We start from the raw sequence: 13,784 nt of genomic DNA, 5'->3' as shown, positions 1-13,784 counted from the left end.
CAAGGGCCGGCAGGACTTTCAAAGGAACCTCGCCATCCGAAGATGGACGGGGTATCAACTAATCTGGCGTTGATTTTTGGCACGCTGTTGAGTTCTCAAGGAACGGACGCTTCCTTTGTACTCACCCTCTCGGGCTTTCCTCCGGGCTTCCCTTCGTGTTTCCAACCTTACCAGATCGTTTTCCGTTCCGTTTCCGGTTCGGAGTTTGCATCCGGTGGCCTGTTGGCTGCCTTTTGCCTTTCGGCGTGTTCACTACATTAGCTGACTTCTTCGGCGACTCATAATCGAGCAATCGAATTCGAATTCCGGCATGCCGAAATAAGCCCCTGCTGGGGAGTCGTCTTGAGTAGTGGGTGGCAGCTGCGGGGTGCTTGAACAAGCAGGCCCGTAACCAGCTGCTCGGGCTACGTTAGGCGGTCGGACGTCCTGCGTCAAGTGTGCGCCTCCGGGGCGTATGAGGACGATACGGACTCACCGTCGGGTCCTGGTCGATCCAGAAGCGCCAGGGGTGCGGGGCGCCGTCGCCGCCGACTCCCGTGCGGGGGCCGTTGCGGATGTGGTCGGGGGCGGGTGGGGTGCCGGTGAGGAGGGTGAGGGGGGCGTCGGGGCCGGCGCACGTGTCGGTGCCGTTCAGGGAGAGGCCGATGTCCAGGGCCGTGGCCAGGCGGGCGGGGCCCTTGGCCAGCTCGCGGTCGTACCGGGCCGAGCGACGGCGGGGACGGGCCTGCTCGGCGCCCCGCAGGATTTCGCCCGCTCGGAGCAGTACGCCGCTCGCCTCGCCCTCGGGGCCGCACACCAGGTTGAGGCAGTGCCACATGCCGTAGGTGAAGTAGACGTACGCGTGCCCGGGCGGGCCGAACATGACGGCGTTGCGTGCCGTACGGCCCCGGAAGGCGTGCGAGCCGGGGTCGATCGCGCCGGCGTACGCCTCCACCTCCGTCAGACGCAGTTCCATCACTCCCCCGGGTGAACGGCGGACGAGTGTGCGGCCGAGGAGGTCGGGTGCCACGTCGAGGACCGGGCGGTCGAAGAAGGTCCGTGGGAGCGGCGTACGGTCGGGGCTCTCGCTCATGGCGCCCGAGCGTAGTGGGGGTCCGGTGGGGAACCGACTACGGTCGTCGCGCGTATGTAGGGGTCAGGACTGAGAAGGAGTGAAGGTCATGGGATTCAAGAAGCTGCTCGCGAGCCTGGGTGCCGGTGGGGCCACCGTGGAGACGGTGCTCACCGAGGAGAACGTGGTTCCGGGCGGTGTCGTCCAGGGTGAGGTCCGGATCCAGGGCGGCAATGTCGACCAGCAGATCGAGGGGCTCTCCGTCGGCCTGCAGGCGCGGGTCGAGGTCGAGGGCGGCGACCAGGAGCACAAGCAGGACATCGAGTTCGTCAAGGTCCGTCTGGGCGGCGCCTTCGAGGTGAAGGCCGGCGCGGTGCACGTGGTGCCGTTCGGTCTGGAGATCCCGTGGGAGACGCCGGTGACCTCGGTCTCCGGGCAGCAGCTGCGTGGCATGAACATCGGTGTGACCACCGAGCTGGAGATCGCCCGCGCGGTGGACTCCGGTGACCTGGACCCGGTCAACGTGCACCCGCTGCCGGCGCAGCAGGCGATCCTGGACGCCTTCCTCCAGCTGGGCTTCCGTTTCAAGAGCGCGGACATGGAGCGCGGGCACATCCGGGGGACGCGGCAGAAGCTGCCCTTCTACCAGGAGATCGAGTTCTTCGCGCCGCAGCAGTACCGGGGTCTGAACCAGGTCGAGGTCAGCTTCGTCGCGGACGACCGTGAGATGGACGTCGTCCTGGAGATGGACAAGAAGCCGGGTCTGTTCGGTGAGGGCAGCGACTCGTTCCGCGCCTTCAAGGTGGGTCTGCACGACTTCCACACCACCGACTGGGCGGCTTACCTGAACCAGTGGCTCGCCGAGGTCGGCGGCCGTCGCAACTGGCTCTAGGCTCGGGCCCGTAAAGGCTGCTGAGGCAGTACGGGCGATACGGAGGTTCGACGTGTCCGAGGGCAAGAGGGCGCCGCTCCCGCATGACTTCCATCCGCCGGTGGCGGCGTTCACGGTGGTGAGCGACGACATCGCGCCGGGCGGGGTCCTGAAGGACGCGCAGGTGTACGCGGCGGGGAACACCTCGCCGCAGCTGCGCTGGGAGGGGTTCCCGGCGGAGACGAAGAGCTTCGCCGTCACCTGCTTCGACCCGGACGCCCCGACGGGCAGCGGGTTCTGGCACTGGGTGCTGTTCGACATCCCGGTGTCGGTGACCGAGCTGCCCGCCGGTGCCGGGTCGGGATCGTTCGAGGGGCTGCCGGCCGGGGCCGTGCACGTCCGGAACGACTACGGCTCGAAGGACTTCGGCGGTGCCGCTCCCCCGGCGGGTGAGCAGCACCGCTATGTGTTCACGGTGTACGCGGTGGACAGCGAGAAGCTCGGTCCCGACGGCGATGTGTCGCCCGCGGCGGTCGGCTTCAACCTGCGGTTCCACACGCTGGGGCGTGCCCAGTTGATCGGTGAGTACGCGGCTCCTGCGGCGGTCTGATCGTTCGTTTGTTGTTTGCCCGCTTCTGGTCTTGGAGAGATCAGAAGCGGGCATCTTTTGTTGCGCGGGAAATATTGCGTTGTCCGACCCCGGCCGGCCCGGCCATCGTTGATCCAGGCCCCACCGCCCCGCTCCGGGGCCGGGCCTGCACACGGGAGGTGGGCACAATGCGGGACACGCTGGTACTCAACGCGAGCTTCGAGCCGCTGTCGACGGTCTCTCTCAACCGTGCGGTGGTGCTTGTCCTGACGGACAAGGCCGTCGTCGAGCACGCCCATCCCGATCTGCGGGTGCGAGGTGCGGCCGTCGATCTTCCGGTGCCGCGGGTGATCAGGCTCTGCCGGTACGTCCGGGTGCCGTTCCGAAGACAGGCACCGTGGTCGAGGAGGGGGGTCCTCGTGCGGGACCAGCACCGGTGCGCGTACTGCGGGCGGCGGGCGACGACCGTCGACCACGTGGTGCCGCGTGCCCAGGGCGGTGGGGACAGCTGGCTGAACACGGTCGCCTCGTGCGCCGAGGACAACCACCGCAAGGCTGCCCGGACGCCGGAGCAGGCGGGGATGCCGCTGCTGTTCCAGCCGTTCGAGCCGACGCCGGCGGACGCGATGCTGCTCGCGATGCGGGCCAGCGAGCGCTCCGAGCTCCCGGAGTGGCTGTCGAAGGCGGCCGCGTAACCCTGGCTCGCCCTGCTCGTACGGAAGGGCCCGCCTCCCCCGGTGTGGGGAGGCGGGCCCCTCCGTCGTTCCGGCCGACGGGGCCTAGCGGAGCGTCAGTTGGAGGATGGCGATGACGCCTACGGCGATGATCACTCCGCGCAGGACGGTGGGCGACAGCTTGCGGCCGACCTTGGCGCCGATCTGGCCGCCGATGGTGGAGCCGACGGCGATGAGCAGCACGGCCGTCCAGTCGAACTCGGCGACGAAGAGGAAGAAGACGGCGGCGACGCCGTTGACGAGGGCGCCGAGGATGTTCTTGACGGCGTTGATCCGCTGCAGGGTGTCGTGGAGCAGCAGGCCCATCAGGGAGAGGTAGAGCACCCCTTGGGCGGCGCCGAAGTATCCGCCGTACATGCTGGCGAGGAGGAGGCCGACGAGGAGGGCGGGGCCGCCGTCGGGGTGGGCCTCGGTGCCGGTCTGTTCGCGGCGGCGCTTGACGGCGGCGGAGATCCGGGGCTGGAGGAGGACCAGGACGAGCGCGAGGCCGATGAGGACCGGAACGATCGCGTCGAAGGCGTCGGACGGCAGTGCGAGGAGCAGGATCGCGCCGATCAGGCCGCCGATGAGGGCGACGCCGCCGAGGCGGATGATGCGGCGCTTCTGGCCCTTGAGTTCGGCCCGGTAGCCGATGGCTCCGCTGATGGAGCCGGGGACGAGTCCGAGGGCGTTGGAGACGTTCGCGGTGATCGGGGGCAGTCCGGTCGCGAGAAGGACCGGGAACGTGAGGAGCGTTCCCGATCCGACGATGGTGTTGATGGTGCCGGCGCCGATGCCGGCGGCGAAGACCGCCAGGGCTTCCCAGATGGACAACGCCATCTCCTTACATGGTCAGTGAGTCGCCTCCCCGCCCTGAGGTCGTCGGGGTCGAGGGGCTCGCACCGATCATGCACGAGAATTACGTGTACGTGTCAGTCAACCGGCGGTTCGTCTCGCCTTTCGGGCCCTGCGGCCTTGGTGTTGAAGCCGGGGACGCTGCCGTCCTTGTTGCCGAAGGCGCCCGAGAGGCCCTTCAGGGCGTCGCCGATCTCGCTGGGCACGATCCAGAGCTTGTTGGCGTCGCCCTCGGCGATCTTCGGGAGCATCTGGAGGTACTGGTAGGAGAGCAGCTTCTGGTCCGGGTCGCCGGCGTGGATGGCCTCGAAGACCGTGCGGACGGCCTGGGCCTCGCCCTCGGCGCGCAGGGCGGCGGCCTTGGACTCACCCTCGGCGCGCAGGATCGCGGACTGCTTCTCGCCCTCGGCGGTGAGGATCGCGGACTGGCGGGTGCCCTCGGCGGTGAGGATCGCGGCCCGCTTGTCGCGCTCGGCGCGCATCTGCTTCTCCATCGAGTCCTGGATGGAGGTGGGCGGCTCGATGGCCTTGAGCTCGACGCGGTTGACGCGGATGCCCCACTTGCCGGTGGCCTCGTCGAGGACGCCCCGGAGGGCCGCGTTGATCTCCTCGCGGGAGGTCAGGGTCCGCTCCAGGTCCATGCCGCCGATGATGTTGCGCAGGGTGGTGACGGTGAGCTGCTCGATCGCCTGGATGTAGCTGGCGACCTCGTAGGTCGCGGCCCTCGCGTCGGTCACCTGGTAGTAGATGACCGTGTCGATGTTCACGACGAGGTTGTCCTGGGTGATCACCGGCTGCGGCGGGAACGGGACGACCTGCTCGCGCAGGTCGATCCGGTTGCGGATCGAGTCGATGAACGGGACGACGATGTTCAGTCCGGCGTTGAGCGTGCGGGTGTAGCGGCCGAAGCGCTCCACGATCGCCGCGCTCGCCTGCGGAATGACCTGGATCGTCTTGATCAGGGCGATGAAGACGAGCACCACCAGAATGATCAGGACGATGATGACTGATGACATCGTGTTCCCCGTGCCCTTCGCTGCCGGTTGTCTGCCGGGTGGCTTTCGATGATCGAGTTTCCCAGATGGCGGAGCGTCATGGGCGAGGTTCGGTCACATGACGACGGCGGTCGCCCCGTCGATGTCCACCACGTCGACCTGTTCGCCCGGTTCGAAGCTCTGTCCGATGTCGAGCGTGCGGGCGGACCAGATCTCTCCGGCGAGCTTGATGCGGCCTCCGTTGCTGTCGACCCGTTCCAGGACGACGGCCTGACGGCCTTTCAGGGCGTCGATTCCGGTGGCGAGTTGAGGTCTGCCGTCGCGGTGGCGGGCGGCGATCGGGCGTACCACCGCGACGAGCGCCACCGAGACCACGACGAAGACGAGCACCTGGGGGACGACGCCGAAGCCGAGGGCCGCGGTCACCGCACCCGCGATCGCTCCGACGGAGAACATGCCGAACTCGGGCATCGCGGTCAGGACCAGCGGAATGCCGAGCCCCACCGCGCCGATCAGCCACCACACCCATGCGTCGATGTCCACATGGTCATGGTAGGGCGGGTGGGGTGCTCCGGGACAGGGTGCGGGCGGCTGTGCGGGACGCCGGCGCTTCGTCCGCTACTTCAGGGGCAGGCCGTGGGCGGTCCAGCGGTCGCCGACGCGCTCGACGACGAGCGGCAGGCCGAAGCAGTGCGAGAGGTTGCGGGAGGTCAGCTCCATCTCCACCGGACCGGCCGCGAGCACCTTGCCCTGACGGATCATCAGGACGTGGGTGAAGCCGGGCGCGATCTCCTCGACATGGTGGGTGACCATGATCATGGAGGGGGCGTACGGGTCACGGGCGAGGCGGCCGAGACGGCGGACGAGGTCCTCGCGGCCGCCGAGGTCGAGGCCGGCGGCGGGCTCGTCGAGGAGGAGGAGCTCGGGGTCGGTCATCATCGCGCGGGCGATCAGGGTGCGCTTGCGCTCGCCCTCGGAGAGGGTGCCGAACTTCCGGTCCAGGTACTCGCTCATGCCGAGGCGGTCGAGGAAGGCCTTGGCGCGCTGCTCGTCGACCGGGTCGTAGTCCTCGTGCCAGGTGGCGGTCATGCCGTACGCGGCGGTGAGGACGGTCTCCAGGACGGTCTGGCGCTTGGGGAGCTTCTCCGCCATGGCGATGCCGGCCATGCCGATGCGGGGACGGAGCTCGAAGACGTCGGTGCCGACGCCGCCGAGCTGCTCGCCCAGGATGTGGGCGGTGCCCTTGGTGGGGAAGAGGTAGCTGGAGGCGATGTTCAGAAGGGTGGTCTTGCCGGCGCCGTTGGGTCCGAGGATCACCCAGCGCTCGCCCTCCTTGACCGACCAGGAGACCTCGTCCACCAGAGCCCGTCCGTCGCGGACCACGGATACGTCCACCAGCTCCAGTACATCGCTCATGAGCGCGTTGTCTCCCCTTGCGGTCGAGTCGTGTCGTCGCCTTGCGCCGATGGGCGCGGCGTCCAGGGGAAAACCTACGTTATCGACGGAGCGGGCCGGTCCCTAGGGCTTCCTTTGAGTCCCCGGTGCGCCCCCTAGTCTTGGGGGATGCTTTCGGAACCACGCTCAGGACGCCTGGCCGCTTGGGGCAACGCCCTGCTGGCCGGGGCGGTGTCGCCGGACGAGGCGGCGCTGGCCATTGTCGGGGAGGACGCGGTGCACCGCGTCGAGGGGCTGCCGGGTGAGGCGCGGCCGGTGGGGCTGACGCTCGCGCTGGGCCGGCTGCGGCGGCTCGGGGTGACCGGGTGGCGGGTGGCGCTGCCCGCGCCGGGGCATCCGCTGGGGCTGAGCGGACCGCCGGACTTCAACGCGCGTGCGTTGGAGGCGGAGGAGGCGGTGGTGGGCTACGGCGCGCCGTACGGTCTCGTGCCGGAGGTCTCGGAGGCGGGGCCGGCGGGTGACGTCCATGTGGAGGTGGTCTGGCGCTGTCTCGCGGTGCGGCAGGCGCCGCCCGCGGACGTGCCGTCGCTCGGCGAGGCCGAGCGGGAACTGGCGGAGGCGCTGCGGGACGCGACGGCGGTGCTGACCCGGCTCGACGTGGCGGGCTCTGGCCCGACGGCGGACGCGGCCCGGGAGGCCTACCGGGCGCGGGCGGAGGTGGGGCGTGAGGTCCTCGCCCCGGGGTACCCGCCGCGTGCGGTGCGGGTCCTTGAGCTGGCGCAGCGGGTGGGGCTGCTGGTGGACCTGGCGTACGACCACGGGCACGGGGGCGCGGTGAGCGCGTCGGAGATGGCGGCGCGGGGCGCCGCGCTGCGCCCGGTGGAGCGGGTGGCGCGGCGGGCGCAGGTCGCCGCGTACAACGCGTATGTGGAGGAGAGGGAGCGGGACCGGGGGTTCTGAACCCCGGGCGACACCCGTCGCCCTGGCCGGCGGACGGAGTCCGGCGCAGCGGTCCGAAGCCCGGGAGGCGCCCCGGCGCCGAGCGGTGCGAGGGCCGCGTACGAAAAAGGGGACCGGCCCCCGGGGGATCGTCCGGGGGCCGGTTGGTTTGTGCGGCGGTCAGCCGTTGAGGGCGTGGTTGCCGAAGGCCGGGTTGAGCAGGCCGATCACGTTGACCGTGTTGCCGGAGACGTTCACGGGGACGTGGACCGGGACCTGCACCAGGTTGCCGGAGGCGACGCCCGGCGAGTTGAGGGCCTTGCCCGTGGCCTCGGCGCCGTGGGCGGAGGCGACACCCGCGCCGGCGGCGACGATGCCACCGGCGACCATGGTGAGGGCAGCGGCCTTCTTGAGGTTCTTCACTTGGTACATCCTCCTGGTCATCGCTGCGGCCGGTCAGCCGCAGCACGCCATGGAGAACGCCGCGCTCCCCGGCAGGTTGCGCCGAACGGGGGACATACACACGACGGTATGAAGGACTGAACGGTCGTGCGCCCGGCGCGCGCGGGGGGCGTGTCAGTTGGTGAGGCCGTGCCGGACCGCCCAGAGGGCCGCCTGGGTGCGGTCCGCGAGGTCGAGCTTCATGAGGATGTTCGAGACGTGCGTCTTGACCGTCTTCTCGGAGAGGACGAGCGCGCGGGCGATCTCCCGGTTGGACCGGCCGTCCGCGATCAGTCCGAGCACCTCGCGCTCGCGCTCCGTGAGGGTCGAGCCGCGTCCCGTACCGCCGTGGGAGTCGTCCTGGGCGAGGAGCGCGCCCGCGACCTCGGGCTGGAGCAGGACGTGCCCCGCGTGGACGGAGCGGATCGCGCCCGCGAGCGCGTCGGGGTCGATGTCCTTGTAGACGTATCCGGAGGCGCCGGCGCGGAGCGCGGGGACCACCGTCCGCTGCTCGGTGAAGCTGGTGACGACGAGGACCTTCGCGGGGTTGTCGAGCTCGCGGAGCCGCTTCAGCGCCTCGATGCCGTCCGTACCGGGCATCTTCACGTCCATGAGGACCACGTCGGGGCGGAGCTCCTCGGCCCTGGCGACGCCCTCGGCGCCGTCGGAGGCCTCCCCCACCACCTCTATGTCGTCCTGCACCTCCAGGAAGGTGCGCAGGCCTCTGCGGACGACCTGGTGGTCGTCGACCAGCAGGACACGGATCTGTCTGTCAGCCACCGGGAACCTCCATCTCGATCGTGGTGCCCTCGCCACTGGCCGAGGTCACGGTGAGCGATCCGCCGACGCCGCTCGCCCGGTCCCGCATGGAGACCAGGCCGAGGTGGCGCCCCGCCTTGCGGACCGTACGCGGGTCGAATCCCTTTCCGTCGTCGGTGACGGTGAGCCGCGCGCCCTGGCCCGCGCGGGTGAGGGAGACGGTGACGAGCTCCGCGTCCGCGTGCCGCAGGGCGTTGTGCAGGGCCTCCTGGGCGACCCGGAGCACGGCTTCCTCCTGTGCGGCGGGCAGCGCGCGCGTCCCGGGGCTCTCGAAGGTGACCCGGGCGGTGTGGGCGCGGTCCAGGACCTGGATGTGGGTACGGAGGGTGTGGACGAGGCCGTCCTCGTCGAGGGCGGCGGGGCGGAGCTCGACGACGGCGGCGCGCAGCTCGTCGGCGGCCTCGGCGGCGAGCGCGGCGACCTGCTGGAGTTCGCCCTTGGCGCGGGCGGGGTCGCGGTCGACGAGCGCGGCGGCGGCCTGGGCGGTCAGCCGGAGCGAGAAGAGCTTCTGGCTGACGGCGTCGTGCAGCTCGTGGGCGAGGCGGGAGCGCTCCTCGGCGATGGTCAGCTCGCGGCTGCGCTCGTACAGGCGGGCGTTGGTGAGGGCGATGGCCGCGTGCTGGGCCAGGATCGAGAGGAGTTCCTCGTCCTCGGCGGTGAAGCCACAGCTTCCCGTCTCCTTGGGGCAGCGTTTGTTGGCGAGGAAGAGGGCGCCCAGGATCTCGTCGCCGTCCCTGACGGGCAGGCCGAGGAAGTCGGACATCTCGGGGTGGGCGTCCGGCCAGCCGCCGAAGCGGGGGTCCTCGCGGACGTCGGCGAGCCGCTCGGGTTCGGCCTTGTGGAGCATCGCGGCGAGGATGCCGTGCTGCCGGGGCAGCGGGCCGATCGCCTTCCACTGCTCGTCGCTGACGCCGTCGACCACGAACTGGGAGAAGCCGCCGTGGTCGTCGGGGACGCCCAGGGCCGCGTACTCGGCGTCGAGCAGCTCGCGGGCGGAGGCGACGATCGTCTTGAGGACGTCGCGGACCTCCAGATGGCGGCTCATCGCCAGGAGGGCGGTGCTCACGGCGGCGAGGCCGGAGCTCGGTCGATGGCTCATGTGTTCACCGTACCGGCGGGTCGTGACGGTCCGTATCCGTCCGAAGACCGCGAAGGAGGGGGACCGGGGACCTAGGTCGTAGTGCCCGAGAGCCCCTGTCCCCCTTCAGGAGGAGGGGACTTACCGTGCGCATTGCTCACGCAACCCCTGGTGAGTTCGTTATGTGCCCGATGTGAGCCCGCGCATAGGACCCAGGTCACTTACGAAGTCCCCTAGTGGACGCGTAAACGGGGGGCAGGGTGGGGTGAGCCCGACATTAGGGCGCTTCTGTGGTCCGTGCACGGGCCCCTGATCCACTACCCGGGATCGTACGTCACACCTTTGCCACAGGATTTTGCTGCCGCTAAGAATTGCCCCCGTCGCCGCCGAAGCAGGCGCAACGCCATCCCGGCGAGCGACCCCCAGCGATTCGAAGAGGTAGTCCGTTATGTCTGCGAACACCCCTGGCCACAGTCGTGGTCTCAAGAAGACCCACAAGGCCATGATCGCCGGCGTCGCCGCTCTGGGCGCCGCTGCGCTCACCCTCTCCCTCGTCCCCGGCAACGGGTCCACCGAGACCGAGCCGCAGGCTCTCTCCGGTACGCAGCAGGTGGCCTGGTCGTACAACGCCAGCAGCCCGCAGGCGAAGGCCCTCGCGGCCAGCATCAACGAGCAGCAGACCACCGTCGGCCTGAAGGCCAAGCAGGAGGCCGACGCGAAGGCGAAGGCCGCTGCCGCCGCCAAGGCCAAGGCCGCGGCCGCGGCCGCGGCGAAGGCGAAGGCCGACGCGAAGGCCAAGGCGGACGCCCAGGCCAAGGCCGCCGCCAAGGCGAAGGCCGCGGCGAAGGCCAAGGCCGACGCGAAGAAGCGCGCCGCGGCGAAGGCGGCCGCGAGCCGTTCCGTCGCCCGTACCCCGGTCTTCGCGAACAACCTCGACGGTTGGATCCGCGAGGCGCTGTTCATCATGGACAAGCACAACATCCCGGGCAGCTACAACGGCCTGCACAAGAACATCATGCGCGAGTCCAGCGGTAACCCGCGGGCCATCAACAACTGGGACATCAACGCCATCAACGGCGTCCCGTCCAAGGGTCTGCTCCAGGTCATCTACCCGACCTTCAAGGCCTACCACGTGCCCGGCACCGCGTTCGACCAGTACGACCCGGTCGCCAACATCGTCGCCGCCGCCAACTACGCGGCCGACCGCTACGGCTCGATCGACAACGTCAACAGCGCGTACTGATCGCACTCGGTCCGCTGTGCCACGCCGAAGGGCGGCACCCCCGCACAGGGGGTGCCGCCCTTCGGCGTACCGGTGCTCCGGCTGACTACTTGCGCATGACCTCGGGCTCGTGGCGGCGCAGCAGCCGCGCCACGGCGACGCAGCAGACGGCGGCCATGAACAGCTGGATGCCGAGGTCGAGGCTCCACTGGCCGACCGTGTGCTCCCACAGCGGGTCGGTGTCGGTGGGGTTCTTCGGGTCCCACGGCGGCATGAGGCGGCCGAGGTCGAGGGTGGTGCCGGCGCCGGCGATGCCCCAGCGGGAGGGCATGAGCCAGGCGAACTGCTCCAGGCCGGGCGAGCCGTACACCTGGAAGAGGATGCCGGTGAACACGACCTGGATGATCGCGAACATGACCAGGAGGGGCATGGTCTTCTCGGCGGTCTTCACGAGCGCGGAGATGACCAGGCCGAACATCATCGAGGTGAGGCCGAGGGCGATCACCTGGATGCACAGCTCGACAGCCGGCGGCATGAACAGGCCCTCGGCGGGCAGCTCGCGGGTCGAGAAGCCGATGCCGCAGATGATGACGCCCTGGAAGGCCGTGATCACGCCGAGCACGATGACCTTGGACATCAGGTACGCCGAGCGGGACAGGCCGGTGGCCCGCTCCCGTTCGTAGATGACCCGCTCCTTGATCAGCTCACGGACCGAGTTGGCCGCGCCGCTGAAGCACATGCCGACCGCGAGGATCAGCATGATCGTGCCGGCGTCGCCGTTGAAGCGGGACGGGGGCTTCGGCGAGCCCAGGCCGAAGTCGGCCGGGATGACCACCGAGACCGCGCCGAGGACGGCGGGCAGGATGACCATCAGGCCGAGGAAGCCCTTGTCGGAGGCGATGACGGAGACGTAGCGGCGGATCAGGGTCCACAGCTGGGAACCCCAGCCCTGCGGCTTCGGCGGCCGGGACATCGCCTGCTGCGGCACCTGGACGGGCTGCGCGGCGACGGCGTCGATGTCCGCGGCGTACATCTGGTAGTGCTGCGAGCCCTTCCAGCGGCCCGCCCAGTCGTAGTCGCGGTAGTTCTCGAAGGCGGAGAAGACATCGGCCCAGGTGGAGTAGCCGAAGAAGTTCAGCGCCTCCTCCGGCGGTCCGAAGTACGCCACCGAGCCGCCGGGGGCCATCACGAGCAGCTTGTCGCAGAGGCCGAGCTCGGCCACCGAGTGGGTGACGACGAGGACCGTGCGGCCGTCGTCGGCGAGGCCGCGGAGCAGCTGCATGACATCGCGGTCCATGCCCGGGTCGAGGCCGGAGGTCGGCTCGTCCAGGAAGATCAGCGAGGGCTTGGTGAGGAGTTCGAGCGCGACGGAGACGCGCTTGCGCTGGCCACCGGAGAGGGAGGTGACCTTCTTCTCCTTGTGGATGTCCAGCTTGAGCTCGCGCAGCACCTCGTCGATGCGGGCCTCGCGCTCGGCCGTGGCGGTGTCGCCCGGGAAGCGGAGCTTGGCCGCGTAGCGGAGCGCCTTCTGGACGGTCAGCTCCTTGTGCAGGATGTCGTCCTGCGGGACCAGACCGATGCGCTGGCGCAGCTCGGCGAACTGCTTGTAGAGGCTTCGGTTGTCGTAGAGGACATCGCCCTCGTTGGCCGGGCGGTAGCCGGTCAGCGCCTTGAGCAGCGTGGACTTTCCGGAGCCGGACGGGCCGATGACACCGATCAGCGACTTCTCCGGGACGCCGAAGGAGACGTCCTTGAGGATCTGCTTGCCGCCGTCGACCGTGACCGTGAGGTGGCGGGCCGAGAAGGAGACCGAGCCGGTGTCGACGAACTCCTCGAGCTGGCCGCCGACGAGGCGGAAGGTCGAGTGACCGACACCGACGATGTCCTGCGGGCCGAGGAGGGCGGTGCCGCCCTTGGTGATCGGCTGACCGTTGACGTACGTGCCGTTGTGCGAGCCGAGGTCGCGGATCTCGAAGCGTCCGTCGGGCGTCGCGTGGAACTCGGCGTGGTGCCGCGAGACCTGGAGGTCGGAGACGACCAGCTCGTTCTCGAGGGCACGGCCGATGCGCATGACGTGGCCGAGGGCCAGCTGGTGGAACGTGGTGGGGCTGCGGTCGGCGTAGGCCGACGACGCCCCCGCGGCGGAGCCGGGCCCGTTGGGCGCCTGCTGGTGCGGGACCTGCTGGTGCGGGACCTGCTGCACGGGCGGCGGTGCCTGCTGCCAGTTCTGCTGCGGCGGCGGGGCCTGGTGGGTGACCCACTCGGCCTGCGCGGCCTGCTCCGCGGCCTGATGGGCCGGCGCCTGGTGGACCGGTGCCTGGTGGACCGGCGCCTGGTGGGCTGCCTGAGCGTGCTGCTGGGCCGGGGCTCCGGCGAGATTCAGCCGGGGGCCGTCGGTGGCGTTGCCGAGGTGGACCGCCGAGCCGGGGCCGATCTCCACCTGATGGATCCGCTGCCCCTGCAGGAACGTGCCGTTGGTGGAGCCGTGGTCCTCGATGACCCAACTCCGGCCGCCCCAGCTGATGGTGGCGTGGCGCCACGAGACCCTGGCGTCGTCGATCACCAGGTCACCCTGCGGATCACGGCCCAGGGTGTACGACCTGGACGGATCGAGCGTCCAGGTCCTGCCGTTCAATTCCAGTACGAGTTCTGGCACTCCATGCCCCACTACTTGTCCCCCGATGTACCCCCGTCGCTGGGAGTCCAGGGATGGCGAATCATCCTGGGGAACTATTTCAGGCCCGGTCCCGTATCGGAAAGTCGGGCCGTGTGAAGACCCGGCGTGCAAGCGCGCGGACCCGCTTCGGACGGCTGCC

The 13,784-nt window shown here is 69.8% G+C and carries 14 protein-coding genes; 5 read left to right on the top strand and 9 right to left on the bottom strand.

The features are described from left to right. Nucleotides 1-409: 409 nt before the first annotated feature. The gene (locus tag OG259_RS31785; protein WP_328945384.1) at nucleotides 410-1,072 is read right to left on the bottom strand and encodes a DNA-3-methyladenine glycosylase; all 663 of its coding nucleotides are present in this window, start codon (nucleotides 1,070-1,072) and stop codon (nucleotides 410-412) included. Nucleotides 1,073-1,160: 88 nt separating this feature from the next. Between OG259_RS31785 and OG259_RS31780 the strand changes: the two genes are divergently transcribed. The 3 genes from OG259_RS31780 to OG259_RS31770 all read left to right on the top strand — a co-directional run bounded on the left by OG259_RS31780 (nucleotide 1,161) and on the right by OG259_RS31770 (nucleotide 3,206). After that, nucleotides 1,161-1,943, top strand: a complete 783-nt coding sequence (locus OG259_RS31780) for a sporulation protein (protein ID WP_328945383.1) — start codon at nucleotides 1,161-1,163, stop codon at nucleotides 1,941-1,943. 52 nt (nucleotides 1,944-1,995) lie between these two features. Continuing rightward, on the top strand, nucleotides 1,996-2,532 hold the full coding sequence (locus OG259_RS31775) for a YbhB/YbcL family Raf kinase inhibitor-like protein (protein WP_328945382.1): 537 nt from the start codon (nucleotides 1,996-1,998) through the stop codon (nucleotides 2,530-2,532). 167 nt (nucleotides 2,533-2,699) lie between these two features. After that, nucleotides 2,700-3,206, top strand: coding sequence for an HNH endonuclease (locus tag OG259_RS31770; protein ID WP_328945381.1), 507 nt, complete (start codon nucleotides 2,700-2,702; stop codon nucleotides 3,204-3,206). A gap of 84 nt (nucleotides 3,207-3,290) precedes the next feature. Here the strand turns inward: OG259_RS31770 and OG259_RS31765 are convergent, their stop codons facing one another. The 4 genes from OG259_RS31765 to OG259_RS31750 all read right to left on the bottom strand — a co-directional run bounded on the left by OG259_RS31765 (nucleotide 3,291) and on the right by OG259_RS31750 (nucleotide 6,490). Further along, nucleotides 3,291-4,064 (bottom strand): sulfite exporter TauE/SafE family protein, encoded by a 774-nt coding sequence (locus tag OG259_RS31765; RefSeq protein ID WP_328945380.1) that lies wholly within the window; start codon nucleotides 4,062-4,064, stop codon nucleotides 3,291-3,293. Nucleotides 4,065-4,156: 92 nt separating this feature from the next. Then, the gene (locus OG259_RS31760; RefSeq protein WP_328945379.1) at nucleotides 4,157-5,095 is read right to left on the bottom strand and encodes an SPFH domain-containing protein; all 939 of its coding nucleotides are present in this window, start codon (nucleotides 5,093-5,095) and stop codon (nucleotides 4,157-4,159) included. Between the two features lie 93 nt (nucleotides 5,096-5,188). Next, entirely contained in the window at nucleotides 5,189-5,617 is a 429-nt protein-coding gene (locus OG259_RS31755) for an NfeD family protein (RefSeq protein WP_328945378.1), read from the bottom strand. Nucleotides 5,618-5,692: 75 nt separating this feature from the next. Next, a complete protein-coding gene (locus OG259_RS31750) occupies nucleotides 5,693-6,490 on the bottom strand; it encodes an ABC transporter ATP-binding protein (RefSeq protein ID WP_328945377.1) in 798 nt (265 codons plus the stop codon). A gap of 147 nt (nucleotides 6,491-6,637) precedes the next feature. On the opposite strand from OG259_RS31750, the gene OG259_RS31745 reads away from it, so the two are divergent. Next, nucleotides 6,638-7,429, top strand: a complete 792-nt coding sequence (locus OG259_RS31745) for a hypothetical protein (RefSeq protein WP_328945376.1) — start codon at nucleotides 6,638-6,640, stop codon at nucleotides 7,427-7,429. 159 nt (nucleotides 7,430-7,588) lie between these two features. Here OG259_RS31745 and OG259_RS31740 read toward each other — a convergent pair whose 3' ends face one another. From OG259_RS31740 to OG259_RS31730, 3 genes are all read right to left on the bottom strand, one after another. Further along, nucleotides 7,589-7,831, bottom strand: a complete 243-nt coding sequence (locus OG259_RS31740) for a chaplin (protein WP_328945375.1) — start codon at nucleotides 7,829-7,831, stop codon at nucleotides 7,589-7,591. A gap of 153 nt (nucleotides 7,832-7,984) precedes the next feature. After that, complete coding sequence (locus OG259_RS31735) at nucleotides 7,985-8,629, bottom strand: response regulator transcription factor (RefSeq protein WP_328945374.1); 645 nt, start codon at nucleotides 8,627-8,629, stop codon at nucleotides 7,985-7,987. Beyond that, a complete protein-coding gene (locus OG259_RS31730; RefSeq protein WP_328945373.1) occupies nucleotides 8,622-9,767 on the bottom strand; it encodes a GAF domain-containing sensor histidine kinase in 1,146 nt (381 codons plus the stop codon). The genes OG259_RS31735 and OG259_RS31730 overlap by 8 nt, the downstream gene beginning before the upstream one ends. A 427-nt stretch (nucleotides 9,768-10,194) precedes the next feature. Between OG259_RS31730 and OG259_RS31725 the strand changes: the two genes are divergently transcribed. Then, the gene (locus tag OG259_RS31725) at nucleotides 10,195-10,989 is read left to right on the top strand and encodes a transglycosylase SLT domain-containing protein (RefSeq protein WP_328945372.1); all 795 of its coding nucleotides are present in this window, start codon (nucleotides 10,195-10,197) and stop codon (nucleotides 10,987-10,989) included. 85 nt (nucleotides 10,990-11,074) lie between these two features. On the opposite strand, the gene OG259_RS31720 is transcribed toward OG259_RS31725, so the two are convergent. Continuing rightward, nucleotides 11,075-13,636: an ABC transporter ATP-binding protein/permease gene (locus tag OG259_RS31720; RefSeq protein ID WP_328945371.1), complete on the bottom strand. Its 2,562-nt coding sequence runs from the start codon at nucleotides 13,634-13,636 to the stop codon at nucleotides 11,075-11,077. Between the last annotated feature and the right edge of the window lie 148 nt (nucleotides 13,637-13,784).

Source organism: Streptomyces sp. NBC_00250, from assembly GCF_036192275.1.
In the GTDB taxonomy this organism is placed as follows: domain Bacteria; phylum Actinomycetota; class Actinomycetes; order Streptomycetales; family Streptomycetaceae; genus Streptomyces.
Note: the sequence above shows the minus strand (reverse complement) of the source record. Positions and strands in the feature narration are given on the sequence as shown.

Bases quoted from the DNA above. Each gene is read 5' to 3' on its own strand.
- OG259_RS31785 (WP_328945384.1), bottom strand. From the start codon at position 1,072: ATGAGCGAGAGCCCCGACCGTACGCCGCTCCCACGGACCTTCTTCGAC.
- OG259_RS31780 (WP_328945383.1), top strand. From the start codon at position 1,161: ATGGGATTCAAGAAGCTGCTCGCGAGCCTGGGTGCCGGTGGGGCCACC.
- OG259_RS31770 (WP_328945381.1), top strand. From the start codon at position 2,700: ATGCGGGACACGCTGGTACTCAACGCGAGCTTCGAGCCGCTGTCGACG.
- OG259_RS31765 (WP_328945380.1), bottom strand. From the start codon at position 4,064: ATGGCGTTGTCCATCTGGGAAGCCCTGGCGGTCTTCGCCGCCGGCATC.
- OG259_RS31760 (WP_328945379.1), bottom strand. From the start codon at position 5,095: ATGTCATCAGTCATCATCGTCCTGATCATTCTGGTGGTGCTCGTCTTC.
- OG259_RS31750 (WP_328945377.1), bottom strand. From the start codon at position 6,490: ATGAGCGATGTACTGGAGCTGGTGGACGTATCCGTGGTCCGCGACGGA.
- OG259_RS31745 (WP_328945376.1), top strand. From the start codon at position 6,638: ATGCTTTCGGAACCACGCTCAGGACGCCTGGCCGCTTGGGGCAACGCC.
- OG259_RS31730 (WP_328945373.1), bottom strand. From the start codon at position 9,767: ATGAGCCATCGACCGAGCTCCGGCCTCGCCGCCGTGAGCACCGCCCTC.
- OG259_RS31725 (WP_328945372.1), top strand. From the start codon at position 10,195: ATGTCTGCGAACACCCCTGGCCACAGTCGTGGTCTCAAGAAGACCCAC.